The organism is Devosia sp. P3_B2 (assembly GCF_056402875.1).
On record NZ_JBFUGO010000003.1, the window covers coordinates 315,534 to 336,552 of the forward strand.

Here is a 21,019-nt window from a genome sequence, read left to right on the forward strand (position 1 = left end):
TCCTTGGTTGCCGCGGTCTAACGTCGCGCGCCGGACCGCGAAGCGGCGAAGTCCGGCCAACACGTGATAGCGGAGGAATGATCATGCTCCTGAAATTGAGCCTCGCACTCGGCCTCTCACTTGGCTTCTTGGTCGCCGGCACGCTCTCTGCCTCGGCCCAGACCGCCACCGAAGCCTGGCGGCTGGGTGGCTTCAAGACGCCGGAATCAGTGATCTTCGACAAAGCCAACAACCGCCTGATCATCGACAATATCGGGGCCTTCGGGCCGGATGGCGGCACCGACGGCTATCTCTCCATCGTTTCGCCGGAGGGCAAGCTGGTGACCGAGCAATGGGTCACCGGGCTTTCCGATCCCAAGGGCATGGCGATCATCGGCGACAGCCTGTTCGTCGCCGACACCACCGGCCTCGTCGAGGTCAAGCTCTCGGACGGCTCGATCGTCGCCACGCACCCGCTCGAGGGGGCGATGATGGCCAACGACGTCGCCACCGACGGCACCGTCATCTATGTCAGCGACACCTTCGGGCAGGCCATCTTCCGAGTGGAAGGCGGCAAGGCCGAGAAATGGCTCGCCGACGAGAAACTGATGTCGCCCAACGGGCTGTTCATCGATGGCGGCCAGTTGCTGGTCGGCGGCCTCGGCTCCGGCCTCAAGGAGGACTTCTCGGTCACCACCAAGGGCGGCCTGCTCTCGGTCGATCCGGCCACCAAGACCCTCACGCCTTCCGCCGGCGCCACCGAGCTCAGCATGACGGACGGCGTTGCCAAAGTCGGCGACGCCATCATCTTCGACGACAACCCGTCGGGCACCATCTACCGCTACGCCGACGGCAAGGCGACACCGATCACCACCCTCGTTGCCGGAGCCGCCGACCTCTGGGCCGAAGGCAACATGCTCTATGTGCCTCTGATGCAGACGGGTGAGCTAGTGGCGCTGAAGCTGGAGTAAGCGACTGCGCGGGGGATGGGCTGGTGCGTGTCCCGCACCAGCGTCTCCCCCGCTACAGAGCCCCTCACCCCTCTCGCCGCTTCACCTGCGCCACATATCCCTCCGCCGAGTCCGGCACCTCGGCCCGCAGCCACTCACGGAACAGCCGTACCTTCTTCGGCTCGCGCCGCCCCTCGGCGACGATCAGCCAATAGCCCAGCTCGCTCTCCACCGACACATCGAACGGCCGCACCAGCCGCCCGTCGCTCACTGCGTCGGCCGACATCATGTCGACCGCCATCAGCACGCCCTGCTCCGATATCGCCGCATCGAACGCCAGCGCCGGATCGTCATAGCGCGGTCCCGCCAGTTCGATCGGCGGCGTGCCGGCGGCCGCGAACCACGGCTCCCAGGGCAGCATCGAGGCGGTGTCGCGGATCAGCGGCACCTTCGCCAGATCGGCCGGCGAGCGCAGCAGCTTCGCCAAAGGCGGCGCCGCCACCGGGCTGTAGCGCGCGCCGCCCACCAGCTCCGCCTTCAGCCCGGCCCATTTCCCGCGGCCGAAACGGATGCCGACGTCGATGTCGGAGTGCACGAGGTCGATCATGTTGCCGGTCACCACCAGCCGTATCTCGATCTCCGGGTGCAGCTTGTTGAACTTGGCGATCCGCCAGATCAGCCAGCGCGACGCGAACACGCTGCCCACGGTCAGCGTCAGCACGTTCTCATTGCCGGCCCTGAGGCTGCCGACCGCATCGGCCAGCGCCGTGAAGCCGCTCGACAGCTGCGGCAGGATCTGGCGCAGCGCGGCGGTCGGCTTCAGCCCCTGCGGCGTCCGCTCGAACAGCTCGAGCCCCAGCCGCTCCTCGGCCCGCCGCAAGTGCTGGCTCACCGCACCGGGGGTAACGCCAAGCTCCTCGGCAGCCGGCGCCAATGCCCCGCGCCGCGCCACGATCTCGATGGCACGGACGGCATTGAGCGGAATCGAGAATGGATTTGCCATATAGTTTTTCTACACCCCGGACCAAGTCTTGTCGATTGGCGCGGGCCGCTTCATGGCTCATAACACGGTCACACCCTCAGGAAAGGAGGCTTGGAAATGTACAAAATGTTCATCAGCATGCGTATCTGGCTGGCGCGCTTCTTCGAGGTGGAGGCCGTCGCCGATCAGCGCAGCGACCCGCTCAGCAGCATGAGCCCGACCGAACTGGCCGACTTGCCGGTGTATCATCCGAGGCTCGACGACTGCATCGGCGCCTGAGGCGCCCCGAAGCCTGACAACCCAGTTCATGACGCGTTCAGCGGCCGGTCACTAGATCGGCCGCCCTAGCCGTTTCCGATAACGGCAATTCCCGATCCGGGAGAGAAGAGATGAAGATGAAAGACCTGTTTTCGAAGCTGCGTAGCCGTTCGCCCAACAAACCCAAGACCCGCGACTGGTCCAATAGCTGGACGCCACGCGACTGGGCCGACCTGCCCACGCACCATCCCCGCCGCGAAGACGACGCGCTCTAGGCTGTGCGATGAGCGCCGCCCCGCCCATCCTCATCCGACCGGCGCGGCTGGCCGACGCGCTGGCGATCGCCGCGCTGCACCACGTCTCGGTGCACGCGCTGGCCGCGCCGTTCTATCCGCGCGAAGTGCTGGAGCGCTGGAGTCCGCCGGTAACGCTGGCGAGCGCCGAGCAGCGCTATCGCGAGAGCCAGGAAGATGGCGGCCTGACACTGCTGGCCGAGCGCGGCGGCGAGCTGGTCGGCTTCGGCATCGTCATGCCGGAAGCGGGTGAAATCCTCGCCTGCTACGTGGCGCCCGACGCGGCGCGGCAAGGCATCGGCCGAAAGCTGCTCGCCGCCATGGAAACGGCGGCCGCGGCGCAGGGCGTGCATGACCTGCGCATCCGCGCCTCGCTCAATGCCAAAAGCTTCTACTCGGCCTTCGGCTACCACGTCAGCGGCCGCGCCGAATACCAGTTCGAGGACGGCACGCCGATGGTGGTGGCCTACATGCGCAAGGACAACTCGCCGCTGGTGTGAGGTTAAGTCGGGAGCAGCAATTGCCCCAGCGTGTACTCGATCCAGTCTGCGTATTGCTCCGGCGTAAGGCCCTCGATCCCGGTCAGCATCAGGAACAACTCCGGGCTCGCCAGGCGCCAGATCTGCGCCAGGGCCTGAGCCTCAGTCATGCCATCCCGCAACGGCCCGTGTGCAACCAGCGCCTTCGCCACCAGCGCAAGGTTCTCGCGCCGCCCGGCATGGATGGCGTCGTACACCTTCGCCACCTCGGGATCGGACTGCGCCGCGACACGCATCACCGCCACGATCTCGGCCACTGCGGAGAGCACTTGCGCGATATCGCGTGAGAACAGCCGCAGCACGGCAGCCTGGTCGGGAGCGGCAGCGACGGCCCGCGGCCCTGCCTGCTCGACCAGCGGCGTCGCCGGATCGCCGCGACGCACCGCCGCCTGGATCACCCCGAGCAACAGTGCGGATTTGTTGCCGAAGACCGCATAGACGCTTTCCGCCGATACCCCCGCCTGGCGGGCCACCGCCGCGATCGTCGTGCCCTGCCATCCCTTCGCGACGAACAGTTCTCGCGCTGCGGCCACCATAGCCCCACGCGTATCGGCCGCCTGCTGCTGGCGCAGGCGCGACTGGTATTTCCTGCGAGGTTCAACCGGCTCGATCAATTGGATACGTCATCGCTATATTGACTACAGTGCCACTGTATGTAATTACTCCCCCATCGTCGAGAGGAGCACTCATCCTATGCCTGGCCTCGGCTATCTATCCACCACCGGACAAGTGCTTTCCCTGCTGCTTGTGGGCCTGTTGGCCGGTAGCATGTACGGAATCTGGTTCGGCTACGATGTCACCCGCTATTCCCCCACGACCTTTGTCGAGGTCCACCAGGGCGCGGTGCGCGGCCTCAACACGCTCTTGCCGCTGATGGGCCTCGCGGCGATCGTGCTGCTGGTGGTTCTCGCGGTGCTGTCGCGACAGCGGCCGATGGTGCTGGCGCTTTACGCCACGGCGGCCCTCGGCCTCATCGTCGCCGGGCTCATCACCCGCTTCCTCAACCAGCCGATCAACGACACCGTCATGGGCTGGTCGGCCACCACCCTGCCCGCCGACTGGGAGCAGCTGCGCAACAGCTGGTGGAGCTGGCACGCGGCCAGGCTGGGCGCGACGATCGTAGCGCTGCTGCTGCTGATTGCGGCCGTGTTCACCGACCGCAGCGCCTGATGGGGCGAACAACGGTACTGGAACTCGTTCTCTCCCACCCACCCCGCCGAAGGCCGAGGCCCATCCTGAGGTCTCTCCGCGTTCAGTGAGAGTGGCGGCCGCGATGACGTCCTGGGTGACGAAGGTTCACTCGCACATCCGCGCCGTGCAGGTCTTGCCGTGGCACCCGAGATCCACATGCAGGTGGTCGTGATGCTCTGCGTTGGCCTCCGGCCCGAGTACCGTGGTGAAGTGCGCGCAGGCGGAATCGTGGGCGAAGCGCAGTAGCCGGCCTTCCGAAGACAGCGCATCGGTCCAACCGCCCTCGACGGTGACGAAGCGGCCGTCCTCCAGCTTGAAGCCGACCACATCGAGCGCATCGGCGAGGGCGTGGAAGCTGAGGTTGCCGCCGCTACCATTGTTGACGTTGCGGCACATGTACGACGTGCCGACCACCACTTCGGCGATCCGCGTATTCTCCTTGGCGAGCGCGTAGCTGTCGATCTGTTCGATCCAGCCCGATAGCGCCGACGCGACGCCGCAATCGGTCTGGACGCCGCCCGACACCGGCACCATCCGTCCGTTCGCCAGCACTCCCGTGACCGAGAGGGGCGACTGCATCCCACACTGCGCTTCCGAGATCGGCGGCAACGCCTTGGCCTCGACCCGGCCGAGCAGCACCGCCGGACAAGCGGTCTGGTAGACGCGCGGCGGGGCGACGGGGTCCGCAGGCACGTTCGCCTTAGTGATATGGATATCGGGGTCGATCGGCGGCCCGACGACCACGGCGGCGGGCCCTTTCTCCGGCTGATCCGGCTTGTCGGCCGGCGCCGCGGGGCGGTGCCGCGGCAACTTCACGGCCGGCTTGGCGGAGAACTCGGCGGGCCGCGGCTTGGGCAGGGGAACGGCCGTGCCGGCCCCTTCTTGGGCCAGGGCGGCAAAGCACGAGGTCGCGAGGAGGATGGCAAGGATGAACCGCATGAAGCCCGAACGCGGCGACCCCGCATCAGGTTGCGCGGTCGATCCGCAGGGTGAAGCAGTTATTGGTGGCCGAGCGCATGTGGACATAGGCGACATCGGGCCGTTCGAGGATCGCCTGCGCCTCAGCCTCAATGCGATCACTCCCCACCACGATACCGGTTCCGTAGACGATCCTGTCGTCTCTGCCATAGCCGCGCAAGATGCGTCCGCTCCTGCCATGCCTCTCGCGCTCAGGCAGCCCCTCGGCCGGCGAGTAGGCTGGGCATTCCTCGGCATGGATGAACACCGGTCCCACCTCGGCATAGGGCTGCGGCCCCGGAAACGGCCTATAGCCCAGAACCAGATACGCCTCGCCGGCCCCGACATTTTCGAGGCAATGGCGGCAGGGCACCCCATCACCATCCGAAACCCGCCGCTCCGGCACCTGCCCATTGGCATCCGGAGCCCCGGCCCGATAGGCGGCAGCGAGGTGAGAGGGCATTCCTGAAAACAACAGCGTCATGGTGGTTCTCCTCGGCTCTGATGGCCGGAAAGAACCATGCGCCCGGGCCAAGACGCGACCCGGATTGACGGTCTCAGGTCCGCGAACTAGCGCAGGCTGAACGGCGGATAGACATCCGTGACGAGCAGGAAGGCATAGGCCCAGACCCGCGCTGCCCACCTGCCGACGCCGACGACGAAGTCGAACATGCCGCGCGGGTAGTTTCCGGTGAACAGGATCGCGAACCACGCCACGATCGTCGCCAGCAGCACGACGACGCCGAGCACCGCCAGCACGATGTAGTGGGGGATGGCCAGCAGCCATTTGACCAGCGGCAACCACCGGTTGAGCTTTTCCGCCTCGGGATAGTCGACCTCGAGATGAACGGACTGGGCATCGACGGTGGAGGGGTACTTGTCGGTCAGGAGGAACAGATAGGCGCCGACCCGCGAGCTGAAGCGCGCCAGTTCCACCGCAAAGTCGAACCACCAGCGCGGATATCGCTGCCGGAACACCAGCATCAGCACAGTGGCAAGGAACAAGCCCGCAGTGATGCCGCCGCCCGCCGATCGCACCGCCTGGCCGGCCGCGTCATAGTAGTAGTAGCCGCCGCTGTCGGAGAGGAGGCCGAGGACGATCGCGATCGGGATCACCCAGATCAACCGGAAGAACGTGGTCAGCCGGTCCATGGGACCGGGGTAATCGACCTCCAAACGTGCCGCGTAGTCGCTGCCATCTGCCATTGTCCGTCCCCCGCCTGATGTGGACGCGCCCCCGCGCCGCGCGCGCATCCTAGCATGCTCGAGGGGAGCAGGGCGACATCAACTCCCGAGGGCTGCGACTTAGTCTGGCCGCCGGAACTCCATGATCCAGTTGGTCTCCCAGCTGGCGCCGCCATCGTAGGAGAAGGCCTGGCTCCAGCGCGGCGTTTGGGTATCGGTGCCGCTCCAGTCGAACAGCACCTTTACCGGCCGGCCGTCATCCATGTCGTCGCCGGCGAAGGTGCCGCGACCGTTCTCGAAGCGGCCGAACACCGGCGGCTCCAGCACGCCCTTGGCCGAGTTGATCCAGTAGATCGCCCACTCGTCCCGCTCGGGGTTGTAGATGCGCAAGGTCATGCCGCGGAAACCCTTGGTCGGGAAATCGCTCTCGTCCACCGACACCATGCCGCCCAGCATCAGCTGCGCGGTCTCGTACGAGGTGAACACGTCCCACTCGGTGGAGCCGACGCCCCGCTGCTTCAGCCGCCGGTTGGTCACCACCCAGTCGCCGTGGTTGAAGGCAAAGCCCTGCTGCGTCTCGCTAGCCATCCGTCATCTCCCCGCCGCCGCCCGATCGCGACGACACGGGAACAGCAATACCGCAGACTCCCGCCACCCGATGTCAGGCTTTGGCCCTCAGCCGCAGCTGTCGAGCACCTTGGTGATCGCCGCCGACGAGCCGTCTGCCCCGAAATCGTTGCTGTCGAAGAATGCGTGCTTCCCCTGCGCATCGGTCCGCACATAGGCGACGCGGATGTTGCCCTTGGCGCGCTGCGCGATCCGAGCCCACTGCCGCGCCACCGGACCACGGACGATCACCGAGCTGCCGTCGCTGTGGATCAGCGGCATGTCTTGGGCAAAACTGGTGGCCCCGGCTGGCGGATCGGGGGTGATCGCGAGGCTCATCGCACGCGCCCCGCTCACCTGCTTATGCGGGGCCCGCACCCAGAATCCCATCGCCAGGTCGCCGCCGCGGCAGGCGAACTGAAACTGCGCGTCGCCATTGTCGAAATAGGCGATCGGGGTGCCGCCGTCCTCGTAGGCCCACTCTGCGGCACCGGCAGCCGTCGCCAGCAGCAGCACCAGCGCCGTCGAAAACACTCTGAGCATACGCATCCCCTGAAACACCGGCGATGTGTAGTCGACTCGCCGCGCGCCTCGCAAGCGCGACGCCCCCGCGTTAACCCTGCGCCTCCCGCACTGTTAACCCCCGATAAACCATCTTTGCCCGCCGCCGCCCGTCTGCTATCAGCCGGACATGTCCGTGCCCCTCGACCATATTCGCAATTTCTCCATCGTCGCCCATATCGACCATGGCAAGTCCACGCTGGCCGACCGGCTGATCCAGCTGACGGGCGGCCTCGAGCTGCGCGAGATGAAGGAGCAGGTGCTCGACTCGATGGATATCGAGCGCGAGCGCGGCATCACCATCAAGGCGCAGACCGTCCGGCTGAGCTACAAGCACACCGACGGCGAGACCTACGTCCTCAACCTGATCGACACGCCGGGCCACGTCGACTTCGCCTACGAAGTGTCGCGCTCGCTGGCCGCCGTCGAGGGTTCGCTCCTGGTCGTCGATGCCAGCCAGGGCGTCGAGGCGCAGACGCTCGCCAATGTCTACCACGCCATGGATGCCAACCATGAGCTGGTGGTGGTGCTCAACAAGATCGACCTGCCCGCCGCCGAGCCCGAGCGCATCAAGCAGCAGATCGAGGACGTCATCGGCATCGATGCCTCAGACGCAGTGGAGATTTCCGCCAAGTCCGGGCTCAACATCGACAAGGTACTGGCGGCCATCGTCGAGCGCCTGCCGGCGCCGAAGGGCGACATCAACGCGCCGCTGAAGGCGCTGCTGGTCGACAGCTGGTACGACACCTATCTCGGCGTCGTCGTGCTGATCCGCGTCATCGATGGCACGGTGAAGAAGGGCCAGAAGATCCGCATGATGAATGCCAACGCGGCCTACGAGCTCGACCGCGTCGGCGTGTTCACCCCGAAACTCGTCGATATCGGCGAACTCGGCCCCGGCGAGATCGGCTTTTTCACCGCCTCGATCAAGGAAGTGGCCGATACCAATGTCGGCGACACCATCACCGACGATCGGCGCCCCACCGCCAGCGCCTTCCCCGGCTTCCGCCCGGCGCAGCCGGTGGTGTTCTGCGGCCTCTTCCCGGTCGACGCCTCGGATTTCGAGGAACTGCGCGCCGCCATGGGCAAGCTCCGGCTCAACGACGCCAGCTTCAGCTACGAGATGGAAACCTCCGCCGCGCTCGGCTTCGGCTTCCGCTGCGGCTTCCTCGGCCTGCTGCATCTCGAAATCATCCAGGAACGCCTCAGCCGCGAGTTCAACCTCGATCTCATCGCGACCGCCCCGTCGGTGGTCTACGAGGTCCACCTCACCAATGGCGAAACGCTGATGCTGCACAACCCGGCCGACCTGCCGGACGTGGTGCGCATCGACCACATCAGCGAGCCGTGGATCAAGGCGACCATCCTCACCCCCGATGAGTATCTCGGCTCGATCCTCAAGCTCTGCCAGGACCGGCGCGGCATCCAGCGCAACATGACCTATGTCGGCAACCGCGCCATGGTCGAGTACGACCTGCCGCTCAACGAGGTGGTGTTCGATTTCTACGACCGGCTGAAGTCCATATCCAAGGGCTATGCCAGCTTCGACTACACGCTCGCCGATTACCGCGAGGGCGACCTGGTAAAACTCTCGATCCTGGTCAATTCCGAGCCGGTCGACGCGCTCTCGATGCTGGTGCACCGCAACGTCGCCGAAACGCGCGGCCGCATCATGTGCGAAAAGCTCAAGGACCTGATCCCGCCGCATCTGTTCGTGATCCCGATCCAGGCCGCCATCGGCGGCAAGATCATCGCCCGCGAAACCGTCCGCGCCATGCGCAAGGACGTGACGGCCAAGTGCTACGGCGGCGACGCCACCCGTAAGCGCAAGCTGCTCGAGAAGCAGAAGGCCGGCAAGAAGAAGATGCGCCAGTTCGGCAGCGTCGAAATCCCGCAGGAAGCCTTCATCAAGGCCCTCAAGATGGGCGACGAGTAAGCCTCGACGCCCCCAAGTGCACCGCCGCGCCCCCTCTCCCTCTGGGGGAGAGGGTTGGGGTGAGGGGGCCTCGCCCCGAACTCCGAGCGCAGTGAAGGCCCCCTCACCCGGCCCGATGGGCCGACCTCTCCCCCGAGGGGAGAGGTGAACCAGTCCCCCTTAGAACGCCTCAGCCAGCTTCAGCTGGCACGCCTGCGCCAGGTCCGTGTTCGGCTTTTCCGCGCCCATCGGCGTCGCCCAGCCGGCTTTCTCGATAATCCCCTTGCGCGAATAGGTGGAGGCCGCCTTGAGCTCGGTCATCGTCGTCGCGGTTGCCGCATCCGCGCCGCCCGCCCGCTCGACGCAATAGGGCGTCAGCGCCGCTGCGACCGCGACGTTCGATTGCTTGGTCGCCATGTCCTTGGCCGATCCGCCGGTCACCCAGCCGCCCCAGCTGAACCCCACGATCGCGAGGGCAATCGCGCCTACACCCGCGCCCAGCAGGGCGGGTTTCAACCAAGTCGGAAGTTGCATGAAAGTGTCCGATCATCTGTCAGACGAGCGCGCCCATTGCGCGCAAGTGGTCGAGGCTAGCACACAAAGCCGGCGCGCCAGCGACAAAACCCGGCCCCCTCGATTTCATCCCCGGTTCACGTATCCTCGGCCAAACCTGATGCCCCCGCCCCCGGATCCGAACCCGATGACCACGCTCGCCGCCCTCGCCGTCTCGCTCCCCCTCGAAACCCTGCCGCCCGGCGCCCAGCTCACCAGCGAGGGCAGCTATTCGGGCCGGCTCTATCTGCTCGAGTCCGGCCGCCTCGCCGTATCGCGCGAAGGCGTGGCGCTCGCCACCATCGACGAGCCCGGCGCCATCATCGGCGAAATGGCGGTGCTCCTGGGCATCCCGCACAGCGCCACGGTCACCGCTGAGGTCACAACGCAGGTCCGGGTCATCGACGAAGCGCTCGACGTCCTCGGCGCGAACCCCGATTTCGCCCTCCACCTCGCCACCCTCGCCTGCGCCAGGCTCAACGCGACGTCGGCCCTACTGGTCGAGCTCCGGCGGGAGGCAACGGGCAAGAAGCAGGAACAGGCGCTGATGAGTAGGATACTGGGGGCGATGATGGCGACGCCGACGCCGGTACGGGCCCGGCGGTGGGGGGATCATGAGTGACGGGGGGCCACTTAGCTCGGAGTGAGTATTTCGTCCTGCGCCATTGTCTGAGCTGAGCTGTTGTATGCGTAGGTGCTCCAGTCGGGGCGATAGCCTTCATCGGCTTGGTTACCCCACGACCGCCAGCCCGATCGCGTGCCTCTAGAGAATAGTTCAATGTAAGGACCAGGCGAGCAACTCTCAATCAAGTCGTATTGCTCATCAGGCTTTCTGGAATGCTCCCGCTTGCGAGTGCCTAGGTAATTTACTTGGCTCCTGCCGGGAGGCAATGTCCTCGCGTTCTTGCCACGCGTTCCAAACAACAGTAGCTCTGTAACATTTCTGAAGTAAAATCCGACGCCTCGACCATCCGACCCACCATCTTTTCGTAGCTTTCTCCAGACAATGTTTGTTTTGTATGTGAACCCCCACCTATTCATGACTGCTAGCCCGTCAGGCAAGAGAGCGTTCGGTACCCACAGATACAAATGCGCCGTCCCTTCAACAACACTATCTACAGGAAGCTCGGATATCTCATCGGTACTCATGGTTTGGTACCGACTTAGCCTCCAGTGCTCGGGCGCGATTTTTCCTGTCCTGTTCTGAAACTGCCACGGCGGGTCAGCCAAAACAGTTGCAAATCTGGAACCTTGCGCAAAGGTGGTGAGGTCGGCTGGAGCGTCGGTCATCTTGGTATCCGGAGAGTTGCCGAGATAGCTCAACACATATCGAGTTCACAAAGCGTATAGGCGCTAGCCCCCTAGGCTCCATATGCCGATGCGCTCTGCCTGCGATATTGTCGGTGTGCCACCGGGCCTTTTAGCCAACCAGGCTTTTAGAGAGCCGGGATCAGGCGTCGCAGATGCCTTTAGCTCCTGAAGGGCGAGGTCGACGTCGTACCACAAGTCCGTAAAGTCCTGCGCGCCCTGTTGGTTTTGGTCCAGGAAGCCGCGCTTGGAGGCGAGTTCCATCAGCCATGGGTCGAGTTTTCCGCTACCCGCAGCTATGCCCGCATCGACAAAGCCTGAGCCGACAAAGGCCGTGGCCAGTCTGAGTAAAATAAACGCACGAGATAACATGTCGAGCGCTCCGGCGGGATCCTGCCGTTGAGTTGCAAACTGGAACAAGGCCGGTTCGATGCGCTCGGAGCGACCGGTCAGAAACTCCAGGGAAGCGATATCCCTGATCGCTTGGGGCAATTCATCATATCGCCGCGCTATCGCGCCTTGGTCGTATGCCACTCCTTGCCCTAAAGAGCGGTGTAGCTTCCAAAGCACTCGCCGCACGATGTGTCGGTCAAGAAGATCGAAACGAGAGACGGACGTGGGATCGTAGAGCCGCCACGTTTGGTCGATGTACCGAAGTGCGCCAGGCGTATCCTGCATCAATGGATTTAGTGCCTGGGGATTGTAACTCGATATGTTTCTACTGCGATGTTCTTCCTTTCCCCGCCGGAGATCCACCCCAAGTAGATCAATTATATCGGAAGCAATGGCTCGCGATGAAGCTCCCGGGAATATGGCCTCTACAATGTCGAGTAGGCGATTGCCCCGCACCCTCAGAGCATTGAGGAAAGCGGTCGCTGCCATGGGCTCGTCTACCCAGATGGCTAGGGCGTCCCAGACAACAGCGTGCGTACCCAACCCCCTCTCAACATCATTGCGAGACGTCGACGGGTCGAGTCGCTCGATCCCGCCGCGAGCATTTACAATGAAGTTGATGCCATTGAAGACGCCAACACCAAGGCTGCCCAGTACGCCGAGGCCCGCGCGTAGTTGGGCATAGTATGCGAGGTGGCGGGCGCTGTGATAGTCACCGCAAAGGACTGCGGACATGCTTCTTGCTAGATAGGTCCACCCGTCAATGCAGTGATTGGGTGTGGACACGGCTATGGCATCTACCACATCCTGCGGCGCCAAGCGTCGCACTGCGGACCATTTGCTAGGCAGCGTCCCGTACTTGGCTGGATGGCCTGCCCGCAGCCAATCTCCTGCCGTTCTGTCCGCAAAATCTGAGTACTTCCCAAGAACAGGGCCACTATCTGCACGTCGGATTACCGCCTTCGAGATGGCCACGTCTACGCCTCTTCAAATACTATTTGACGCGCCACCGCACCGACCTCGGTTTGCGCCTTACTGACTTCCTTCAATATGTCTAACCTGAGACTCGAGTAGCCTCCGCTACCCCTGTAGGATCGTTTGATTATCGCCAGATCCTCATCATCCTTCACCCCTGGACCGTCAAGGGAGCGCCAATCGAACGACGTGAGTGCATTCGCCAGGTCAGAGATGGCCCCTCGGAATCCCTGTTGCCCCAACGACTCCAGTGCAAATGTGACGTCATCGAGAGTGGTGTCTGCCCCCAACGGAGCCTGCATATACCAGTCGTCTAAATTCCACTCGCTTGAATAGGAATAGAAAATGTCATTCGTGACAGCTAGTACTGCTCTAACGCCTTGGTCTTGATTGACTATCGAGCTTCGATCCCCAAACGCTCTCTCGCCGTCATAGCCATATCCGCGCATCCAATACGCCGAATGAGCGACTCCAGCGGCCTCGAATGACGCCCGCAGATCTTCCCATACCTGCAGAAGGAACGCCGCCTGCTGCGCACGACTCCATTCGAGCGGCGCGTCATCATATTCTAAGTTCGCCTGGAACAATCCCTTACGCCCACTACCCCGACCGGTAGCAAGAAAGCTCCCTAAAAGTCCTCTGACCCATGACGCCTGGGTGACGCCGGATCCGCCTCTCTCACCGAGCATATTGATGCGACTGTTCCAGACACTTGCCGGATGCGCATACATGATCTCGGTAAGTTCTTGAGCCCGCGCCTCCCGATATACCGAAATATCGCCCGTCCTTTCGAGCCAATCTCTCGTTCGCAAGAGCGGGTACAGATCAAATGCGTGACTTGGGTTTATCTTCTTTGGAGATACGTTAATTGACCAAAACAAATATGCTTGCCACGCCACATCTAGCCCATGATAGGCAACGACGGGTAGTTCAAAATCATCCGGTACAGGATCCTCCCCCTCCCCTTCTTCGAACGCCCACAAGCGATGTTGACCGTCAATTACTTCCAGCGGCGCGAGATCACTATTCTCGAGAGACGCGGCGCTAGGCAGGGTGAGCGAAAATCGGCCGCCCTCTTGTTCCACCTTGATCAGGTGGTCCGCAGACACGGCGCGGCCGCGTCGAAGATCATTCTCGGTTAGGATGTTGACAACAATGGCGGTTGGCAGCCAGCCCGGCTTTAGAAGTGACTTCGCATCATCGCTTTGTTGGGCCGGCTTTAGATCACCATAGGGATATCCGTACCTGACGTAGCGCTTTATTCGTCCCGTGCGTGATGGGTCGCGTTGTCTTTGAATACCCTCCGCGTTGGCCCCGTCGCGGGTTCGCCTATAGACATCGCAGAGTTTGCGCAGTTCTGCAGCACGCATTGAGAACAAGTATAGATGCTGGCCCGGCCGCCTACCTTGGGCAGCATCGTCGAACGGATACGCATCCCAGTCTGCGAGCCATTGCTTGAAGCGAAGCGCGGGGACCCGCGCTCTTTCGTCATTTTGATCTGTTGTCATTTTAGTCCCCCATCTCAGTTGTAGGCAATGATAGGGCGATTTGGCAATTCGACCCTTATCCCCGCTCCCTCCGCACCCCGTATCCTCCTCGCAAACCCACACGCGAAAGGACACGGCATGCCGAAACCCAGCTCCACCCTCACCCCCGAGATCATTGTCGCCCATGAGCGGCTCTACCCGCGCCTTGCCTCCCTGTTGAAGCAGGTCGAGCGCGTGGCAGCGCAGCGGCCGACGCAGCCGGTGCCCGCCGAGAGCGTGAAGCTGGCGCGGGAGCTTTGCCAGGAGGCGGGGCAGTTGCTCGGCAAGCAGGGCCGGGGGATCGGGGTGCCGCGCGGCGCTGCTGGGGCGCTCGATCATGCGAGCCTCGCCGTGGCGCTCGGGCAGGCGGTGGCCGGGCTCGAGGCGTTCGAGGGCGAGCATGCGCAGTTGAGCGCCCGACACCAGGCGATCTGCTGGACGCTGCCCGATGGCAAGCGCCAGCCCGTCGCACGCCTGCTGCCGCTGACGCCGCCCAAGGGCGCGACCATATGGGACGAGGAGGAGCGGGAGTTCACCAAGGAGCGGCACGCCGCCGTCGTCCGCCGGCTCATCCATCGGGAGAACCAGACCTACCTGGTCGGCTACCGCGACGGCCGCGCCGGCAGGCCGCCACGCAAGCCACTCGAGAAGATGGCGACCGTGAACTGACGCCTTCTCCGCCCCCAAGCAGCGCAACCGGTGGCCGTGCACGCCGCCGCTACATCCGGGCGCCTCACCCCCCACCCCATCCCTCCCCGCAAGGGGGAGGGTGTCGCATCGTGCTTGTGGCACCTTCGGGCGCCACCCCAACGGTGTCACCCCGGCGCAGGCCGGGGCCCATCCTGAGGTGCCCAAGCTCGAGCGCAGGATCCGACACATCTCAGGATGGATCCCGGCCTCCGCCGGGATGACATCAAAAAACTCAGTCATTTCAGCCACTTAGCCGCTTCCCGAAAAATCTTCTCCCCGCGTCTTCCACGCCCCTTACCCTCTCCGCATCTCTCCACACGGGGACGGGGTCGCGACGAACGGTCCGTGGGGAGGGGTCGGGTGGTGGGGGAGTCGTTCTCCACCAGGCGGAAAGCATGACGGCCTGGGCCGGTTCGCCGGTCAAGCCGCTAGCAACGCGAAGTGGCGCAGATGCATGCGCTGCACGGGGTGAAGGCTGCCAGGCATAAGGTGGCCGGGGCAAAGGGTGGGGCGGCGCTGGCATTCCGGCCGCCCTCCGGCGCTCCATCGCTCTCGCGATGCGGTAGGGGATGCGCCCCAGCCCTCGTGCCATAGGCCCAAAATCCCGATCGGCCGGCGAGGCAGCGCTTCGCCACTCACTGCGGACTACCGCTCGAGGCAATGCCTCGCCGGCCAGTTCCCGCCCATCACACTCCGGAGCCCCGTGGGCTGCCGGACGCTTCGGCACGCCCCGGCGCGCCCTTGCGCTGCCCCACTGCCAGGGGAGTGACCGCCCGCCTTCCGTCCGGTACTCTGGGCCTCGACTGAGCGAGAGGAAGCGGGTCCGTGATGCGGACGTTCCGCGCAACGATGGCGGCGCTGCTGGCGCTGGGCGTCATAGCCACAGCGCCAATGCCCGCGAACGCCGATGCGCTCACCTACGGCGGCGACCTGCTGCGCACCGGCTGGTACGCCGACCAGCCCGGGCTCGGGCCGAGCGCGGTATCGGCGGCCGATTTCGGCCAACTCTGGTCGGCCGAAGTCACCGGCCAGGTCTACGCCCAACCGCTCGTCAGCCATGGCACGGTGCTGATCGCCACCGAAACCAACGACATCTACGGGCTCGACGTGCGGGACGGCTCACAGAAGTGGACCCGCAAGCTCCACGCCCCGTGGAAGGCGATCGACATCGGCTGCCCGGACCTGGTCCCGGACGTGGGCATCACCGGCAGCCCGGTGATCGATCCCGCCACCAACACCGCCTACTTCCTCGCCAAGACCTACGCCAGCGGCACGAGTGGACCGGCCGCGTGGTACGCCCACGCCATCGACGTGGCGACCGGAGCGGAGCGTGACGGTTTCCCGGTGGCGATCGTGGGCACCGCGGCCAATGCGCCGGGCACGCAGTTCAACCCGACGACCCAGGGCCAGCGCGCCGGCCTGCTGCTGATGGACGGCGTAGTCTACGCCGCCTTCGCCGGCTACTGCGACGCGCCGCCATTCCAGGGCTGGGTGGTCGGCATCTCGACGCTGGGCGCGGTGCCGACGCTGTGGTCGGCCGTCGCCCACGAGACTGGCGGCGAAGGCGCGGGCATCTGGCAGTCGGGCGGCGGGCTGGTCAGCGACAAGCCCGGCTCGATCGTGTTCGCCACCGGCAACGGCACCACGCTCACGGCACCCACGACCAGCGCGCAACCACCCGCGACCGGGTACGGCGAGGCGGTCGTCCGGCTGAACGTGAAACCGGACGGGTCGCTCACGGTCGCCGACTTCTTCATCCCCTACGACGCCGCGTATCTCAACACCTTCGATGGCGACCTCGGCTCCGGCGCGCCTATCGGGCTGCCGCCGGCCTACTTCGGCACGCCGGACGCACCGAGCCTCCTGCTCGAAGTGGGCAAGGAGGGCTACCTCTACGTGATGGATGCCAGCAACCTGGGAGGCTACAAGCAGGGCTCCGCCGAAGGCGATGCGGTCATCAACCGGATCGGCCCCGACGGCGGCGTGTGGGGCAAGCCGACACCGTGGGGCGGCAACGGCGGCTACGTCTATGTCCCGACGGCATCGCCTGGTCCGACAAGCTCGGGCAGCAGCGGGTTCCTGCACGCCTACAAGTACGGCCTCGATGGCGCCGGCAAGCCCACTCTGAGCCTCGTCGGAAGCTCGAGCGACGGGTTCGGCTTCGGCTCGGGTTCCGCGGTCGTCACGTCCGACGGCGACGCGTCGGGATCGGCGATGGTCTGGACCATCTGGCGTCCGAACATCACTGACGATGCGCAGCTCAGGGCCTACGACCCGGTTCCCGTCGACGGCGTGATGCAGCTGCGGCGGAGCTTCCCGATCGGCAGATCGACAAAGTTCTCCGTGCCGGCAGTGTCGGACAACAAGCTCTTTGTCGGAACCTATGACGGGCATGTGCTCGCCTTCGGCCGTCCGGTGAACGCCGTGCTCACTGCCGCGCCGCTCACCTTCCCGGCAACGACGGTCGGCCAGTCGGCGACACTGGACGCGACCTTCACCGCACAGCAAGCCACGACAATCGAGAACGCAACGATGGATGGAGCCGGGTTCACGTCGGGCCCGCCGGCGCCCGCCTACGGCACCGCGCTGACTCCGGGAGATACGCTCACGCTGCCGGTCACGTTCACGCCCGCCGCAGTCGGCAACGCCTCCGGGACGCTCACGCTCGACACGCCGCAAGGTATCGCCACCATCGCCCTGTCCGGCGCCGGGCAGTCGCCGAGCCCGCTGCTGACGATCAACCCGACCGCGATCAGCTTCGGCGGCATCGCAACAGGCGCGACGCGCACCGCCTCGGTGATGCTGGCCAACGCCGGCGCCCAACCCCTGCAGCTCACGTCGCTGGCCCCGCCGGGCGCGCCGTTCGACGCGAGCGGCCTGCCGCAACCTGGTACCGAGATTCCGAGCGGCGGGGAGGTTCTGGTGACGCTCGGCTTCTCGCCAACGGCGAACGGACTGTTCGCCGATCAGCTCGTCGTAGAAAGCAGCGGCGGCACGATTGCCGTCGACCTCACCGGGTCGGCCGGCTCCCCCGCCGAGCTCGCCGTGTCGTCGACCACGATCACGCCTCCCGATACCCCTGTCGGCGGCTGGGCCGAGCAATCGTTCACCGTCAGCAACACTGGCGGTACCGACCTCACGATCACCAGGTCGAAGCCCCCGACTGGCGCGTTCACCGCGCTGACATCGCTGGCCGAAGGCAGCCGCATCGCGGCTGGCGCCTCGGTCACACAGCGCGTTCGCTTCGCGCCCGCCGCCGCCGGCAGCTTCTCGGGCACGTGGGAGCTCAACGGCGACGGCGCGTCAACCGTAACGCGCGTCGCCTTCACCGGCACCGGAACACCGAGCACGGGCATCCCGTCCCCGATCGGGGGCGCGTGGACACTGAGCGGCAGCGCAACGCTCGAGGGCGATCAGCTCGTCCTGACGCCGACTACGCCGCAGGTCGCGGGGGCATCATTCTGGCCGACGGCGGTCGATCCGTCGGCACTGACGGTCACGTTCGACCTGACGATCGACCAGGGAGAAGGTGCCGACGGCGCGACCTTCGCCATCATCCCCGGCACCGCCAACCCTTCGGAGGTCGGCAACCCCGGCCAAGGGCTCGGGTGGGCCCCGCTTGGCGGCGTCGCGGTTGTGTTCGACACGCACCGGAACGAGAACGACCCGGCAGACAACTTCGTCGGGATCGCGCACCTTGAGGGAGGGGCTATCGTGCTCGACGCGATGAACTCGACGATCCCTGCGCTGCTCAACAGCACGCGGCACGTCGTCATCGCCAGCGCCGACGGACGGTTGGCCGTGTCGATCGATGGCGTCCAGTATCTCGAAGCCGTCATCGCCTTGCCGCCGAGCGCGCTGGTCGGCTTCACCGCGTCGACGGGCGGCCGCACCAGTCGTCACGCCATCAGCAACGTGTCATTCGGCTCGGCCGCGATGGCCCCGCCGATCCCTCTTCCACGCCCACGTCAGTAGCTCGGGCACGGTCAGCCCTGCGCGTCCCGTACCTGCCGCATGAATTCGGCAATGAGCGCTTCCATCTCGGCCGCCGGCAGCCCATAGCGCCCCTCGGCATCGTCGATGCCCATGTTGCCGCTGATCACGAAGGCCCGTAACCCCTCGCGCGCCAGCCCCACTGCCCTGGCAATGCTGAGCCCGCCGACGACCTGCACCGACACGTCACTACCCACCGCCCGGTGCACGGCGATCGCCACCTCCGACAGGTAGTCCGAGGCGAACAGCGCCGGATCGGCACGGCGGGCATCGAGCTGCAGGTGCAGCCCCACCCCGTCTAAACCGGCGTCGACCATGCGGCGGGCCACGTCGACCGCAACGTTGGCCGGCCCCTGCTGCGGCACGAGGATATCGGCAAAAGCCAGCCGCGGCAGCGCCGGGTCGGCCGCGCGGAACTCGTCGCGCACGGCGCAGATGCCGCGGGCACTGGCCTCCCCGGCCAGCGCCAGGAAATCGATGATATTGCCGCCACCCCGATACACCGCGCGGGCCTCGAAGGCGCCTCCATCCATGGTCTTCATGTCCGCCAGCAGCAGGGCATCCGGAAATGCCCGCCGGAACGCCGGCACTGCGTTGTAGACGCCGGCGCATTTAAGCAGCGGCGTGCCCATCTCCACCAGCGTTATCCCGGCCGAGAGAGCCGCTCCAGCCACGGTCAGACCCTGTGGCATGTTGTCGACATCCACCGAGATCTGGAAGGTGAACTCGCGGCGCAACTGGTCGAGCACGCGCTGCGACGCAGCATGGTTGGTCGACGTCATGGCAGAACTCCCCAATGACCTGCTCCCCGCAGGCAGAAGAGATCCGGCAGCATCCCGCCGGACCCGATCACGATCGCTGTCGCTCAGTCGAAGAAGTCGGCGTCGCCCTCGGTCAGGTACTTCTTGGCTTCCTTGGGGATCAAATTGACGCCCAGGCCCGGGCGATCCGGCACGTCGATCATGCCGCCCTTCACCGGAAAGCCGTCGAAGCCCTCGGTGATGTCGTACCAGAACGGCTCGAAGCGCGCCGGGTACTCGAAGGCGATGAAGTTGTCCGGCAGCGTCGCCGACATCTGGATCAGCGCCGCGAGGCCGAGAATGCCGTTGGCGGTGCCGTGCGGCGCCACGGCGATGCCGTGCAGGTCCGCATGCTCGGCCACCCACTTGAGCTCGGCCATGCCGCCGACGTCGCAGGGATCGGGCCCGATGACGTTGACCGCGTGGCTTTCGATCAGCTGCTTGTAGTGCTGGCGAAGGTAGATCTGCTCGCCGGTATGGATCGGCGTGGTCGTGTGGTGGGTCACGTCGCGATAGACGTCGGGGTTGACGTAGGGCGAGTAGTCGCCGGTCACGCTGTCCTCGACCCACATCAGGTGCAGGTGCTCCACGGCCTTGGCAAAGCGCAGCGCATCGAGCGGCATGAAGCCGGGGCCAGCGTCGACCGCGGTGTTGTACCCCGCGCCCAGCGTCTCACGGGCGGCGGTGATGCAGGCAACCAGGTGGTCCATGCCCTCCTTGGTCATCACGCCCTTATGGGGATAGGGGAACGGCGCGTCGTGCTGCACGTCGCCGTAGAAATAGTTCGGGAAGTCGCGGACCATCGACGAGTGAAACGCGGTCGGCAGCTTGAACAGGTTCCACTCGCCCTGCAGCGACTTGCCGTACTCGGCCCAGCGCTTGTAGCCCGCCAGCGTGTGCTCGGCGCCACCGGGCACTTCCGCCTGGTAGAGTGTGCGATAGGTGCGGACCTGGTCGCGCACCTTGCCGCCGAGGAGGCGATGGACCGGCGAGTTCGCTGCCTTGCCCGCGATATCCCACAACGCATGTTCGATGGCGCTGACCGCCGAGCCGAATGGCTTGAAACCGCCGCGCACGCGGATGCGGCGCATCACGCGCTCCACGTCGCGCGGGTCCTGGCCGACGATCCAGTCCTTCAGTTGCAGCACCTGCGGCTGCACGTAAGGCTTGGGCGTCTCGATCTGGCTCCAACCGGTAATGCCCTCGTCCGTGGTGATGCGGAGCACCGGGCTAGAGGCAATGATCGCGCACTTAAGGTCAGTAATCTTCAATCGGGGGTCCTCCTCAAAATCCTGCCATACCAGTTGGCAGCTATAGCCGCATTCGTCTGCCCGATTGAAGGCGTGAAATTCGTCAAAAGGTCGGG

At 65.2% G+C, this 21,019-nt stretch carries 22 protein-coding genes; 9 read left to right on the plus strand and 13 right to left on the minus strand.

What is annotated here, in order from left to right; translation table 11 throughout:
* Positions 1-83: 83 nt before the first annotated feature.
* Positions 84-950: an SMP-30/gluconolactonase/LRE family protein gene (locus AC1DV8_RS07055; protein WP_477156962.1), complete on the plus strand. Its 867-nt coding sequence runs from the start codon at positions 84-86 to the stop codon at positions 948-950.
* Between the two features lie 64 nt (positions 951-1,014).
* Here AC1DV8_RS07055 and AC1DV8_RS07060 read toward each other — a convergent pair whose 3' ends face one another.
* Positions 1,015-1,932 carry a LysR substrate-binding domain-containing protein gene (locus tag AC1DV8_RS07060; RefSeq protein ID WP_477156963.1) on the minus strand — a complete coding sequence of 306 codons (918 nt, stop codon included), beginning with the start codon at positions 1,930-1,932 and terminating at the stop codon, positions 1,015-1,017.
* 96 nt (positions 1,933-2,028) lie between these two features.
* Between AC1DV8_RS07060 and AC1DV8_RS07065 the strand changes: the two genes are divergently transcribed.
* The 3 genes from AC1DV8_RS07065 (at position 2,029) to AC1DV8_RS07075 (ending at position 2,962) form a co-directional block, all read left to right on the plus strand.
* A complete protein-coding gene (locus AC1DV8_RS07065; protein WP_477151460.1) occupies positions 2,029-2,190 on the plus strand; it encodes a hypothetical protein in 162 nt (53 codons plus the stop codon).
* A gap of 110 nt (positions 2,191-2,300) precedes the next feature.
* The gene (locus AC1DV8_RS07070) at positions 2,301-2,444 is read left to right on the plus strand and encodes a hypothetical protein (protein ID WP_477151459.1); all 144 of its coding nucleotides are present in this window, start codon (positions 2,301-2,303) and stop codon (positions 2,442-2,444) included.
* Between the two features lie 8 nt (positions 2,445-2,452).
* Positions 2,453-2,962, plus strand: coding sequence for a GNAT family N-acetyltransferase (locus AC1DV8_RS07075; RefSeq protein ID WP_477156964.1), 510 nt, complete (start codon positions 2,453-2,455; stop codon positions 2,960-2,962).
* Between the two features lie 2 nt (positions 2,963-2,964).
* Here the strand turns inward: AC1DV8_RS07075 and AC1DV8_RS07080 are convergent, their stop codons facing one another.
* Positions 2,965-3,615: a TetR/AcrR family transcriptional regulator gene (locus AC1DV8_RS07080; protein WP_477156965.1), complete on the minus strand. Its 651-nt coding sequence runs from the start codon at positions 3,613-3,615 to the stop codon at positions 2,965-2,967.
* A 79-nt stretch (positions 3,616-3,694) separates the two neighbouring features.
* Here AC1DV8_RS07080 and AC1DV8_RS07085 point away from each other — a divergent pair, with 79 nt between their 5' ends.
* Positions 3,695-4,171 carry an anthrone oxygenase family protein gene (locus AC1DV8_RS07085; protein WP_477156966.1) on the plus strand — a complete coding sequence of 159 codons (477 nt, stop codon included), beginning with the start codon at positions 3,695-3,697 and terminating at the stop codon, positions 4,169-4,171.
* 126 nt (positions 4,172-4,297) lie between these two features.
* Here AC1DV8_RS07085 and AC1DV8_RS07090 read toward each other — a convergent pair whose 3' ends face one another.
* The 5 genes from AC1DV8_RS07090 to AC1DV8_RS07110 form a co-directional block, all read right to left on the minus strand.
* Complete coding sequence (locus AC1DV8_RS07090; protein ID WP_477156967.1) at positions 4,298-5,131, minus strand: extensin-like domain-containing protein; 834 nt, start codon at positions 5,129-5,131, stop codon at positions 4,298-4,300.
* 25 nt (positions 5,132-5,156) lie between these two features.
* Positions 5,157-5,633: a DUF1203 domain-containing protein gene (locus AC1DV8_RS07095; RefSeq protein ID WP_477156968.1), complete on the minus strand. Its 477-nt coding sequence runs from the start codon at positions 5,631-5,633 to the stop codon at positions 5,157-5,159.
* Positions 5,634-5,719: 86 nt separating this feature from the next.
* Positions 5,720-6,355, minus strand: a complete 636-nt coding sequence (locus tag AC1DV8_RS07100) for a DUF4389 domain-containing protein (RefSeq protein WP_477156969.1) — start codon at positions 6,353-6,355, stop codon at positions 5,720-5,722.
* 99 nt (positions 6,356-6,454) lie between these two features.
* Positions 6,455-6,922, minus strand: a complete 468-nt coding sequence (locus AC1DV8_RS07105; RefSeq protein ID WP_477156970.1) for a DUF1579 domain-containing protein — start codon at positions 6,920-6,922, stop codon at positions 6,455-6,457.
* A gap of 87 nt (positions 6,923-7,009) precedes the next feature.
* A complete protein-coding gene (locus AC1DV8_RS07110; RefSeq protein WP_477156971.1) occupies positions 7,010-7,483 on the minus strand; it encodes a hypothetical protein in 474 nt (157 codons plus the stop codon).
* Positions 7,484-7,631: 148 nt separating this feature from the next.
* On the opposite strand from AC1DV8_RS07110, the gene lepA reads away from it, so the two are divergent.
* Positions 7,632-9,437, plus strand: coding sequence for a translation elongation factor 4 (lepA, locus tag AC1DV8_RS07115; RefSeq protein WP_477151450.1), 1,806 nt, complete (start codon positions 7,632-7,634; stop codon positions 9,435-9,437).
* A 159-nt stretch (positions 9,438-9,596) separates the two neighbouring features.
* On the opposite strand, the gene AC1DV8_RS07120 is transcribed toward lepA, so the two are convergent.
* Positions 9,597-9,950 (minus strand): hypothetical protein, encoded by a 354-nt coding sequence (locus AC1DV8_RS07120; protein WP_477151449.1) that lies wholly within the window; start codon positions 9,948-9,950, stop codon positions 9,597-9,599.
* A 166-nt stretch (positions 9,951-10,116) separates the two neighbouring features.
* On the opposite strand from AC1DV8_RS07120, the gene AC1DV8_RS07125 reads away from it, so the two are divergent.
* Complete coding sequence (locus tag AC1DV8_RS07125) at positions 10,117-10,590, plus strand: Crp/Fnr family transcriptional regulator (protein ID WP_477156972.1); 474 nt, start codon at positions 10,117-10,119, stop codon at positions 10,588-10,590.
* Positions 10,591-10,601: 11 nt separating this feature from the next.
* On the opposite strand, the gene AC1DV8_RS07130 is transcribed toward AC1DV8_RS07125, so the two are convergent.
* The 3 genes from AC1DV8_RS07130 to AC1DV8_RS07140 form a co-directional block, all read right to left on the minus strand.
* Entirely contained in the window at positions 10,602-11,258 is a 657-nt protein-coding gene (locus AC1DV8_RS07130) for an MT-A70 family methyltransferase (protein WP_477156973.1), read from the minus strand.
* A 63-nt stretch (positions 11,259-11,321) separates the two neighbouring features.
* Positions 11,322-12,404 (minus strand): hypothetical protein, encoded by a 1,083-nt coding sequence (locus tag AC1DV8_RS07135; RefSeq protein WP_477156974.1) that lies wholly within the window; start codon positions 12,402-12,404, stop codon positions 11,322-11,324.
* A gap of 242 nt (positions 12,405-12,646) precedes the next feature.
* On the minus strand, positions 12,647-14,152 hold the full coding sequence (locus AC1DV8_RS07140) for a DGQHR domain-containing protein (protein ID WP_477156975.1): 1,506 nt from the start codon (positions 14,150-14,152) through the stop codon (positions 12,647-12,649).
* Between the two features lie 117 nt (positions 14,153-14,269).
* Here AC1DV8_RS07140 and AC1DV8_RS07145 point away from each other — a divergent pair, with 117 nt between their 5' ends.
* Positions 14,270-14,839 (plus strand): hypothetical protein, encoded by a 570-nt coding sequence (locus AC1DV8_RS07145; protein ID WP_477156976.1) that lies wholly within the window; start codon positions 14,270-14,272, stop codon positions 14,837-14,839.
* Between the two features lie 849 nt (positions 14,840-15,688).
* Positions 15,689-18,835, plus strand: a complete 3,147-nt coding sequence (locus AC1DV8_RS07150; RefSeq protein WP_477156977.1) for a choice-of-anchor D domain-containing protein — start codon at positions 15,689-15,691, stop codon at positions 18,833-18,835.
* A gap of 11 nt (positions 18,836-18,846) precedes the next feature.
* Here the strand turns inward: AC1DV8_RS07150 and AC1DV8_RS07155 are convergent, their stop codons facing one another.
* Together AC1DV8_RS07155 and AC1DV8_RS07160 are read right to left on the minus strand one after the other, a co-directional pair.
* Positions 18,847-19,635 carry an orotidine 5'-phosphate decarboxylase / HUMPS family protein gene (locus AC1DV8_RS07155; RefSeq protein WP_477156978.1) on the minus strand — a complete coding sequence of 263 codons (789 nt, stop codon included), beginning with the start codon at positions 19,633-19,635 and terminating at the stop codon, positions 18,847-18,849.
* Between the two features lie 83 nt (positions 19,636-19,718).
* On the minus strand, positions 19,719-20,924 hold the full coding sequence (locus AC1DV8_RS07160; protein ID WP_477156979.1) for a mandelate racemase/muconate lactonizing enzyme family protein: 1,206 nt from the start codon (positions 20,922-20,924) through the stop codon (positions 19,719-19,721).
* Positions 20,925-21,019 lie beyond the last annotated feature (95 nt).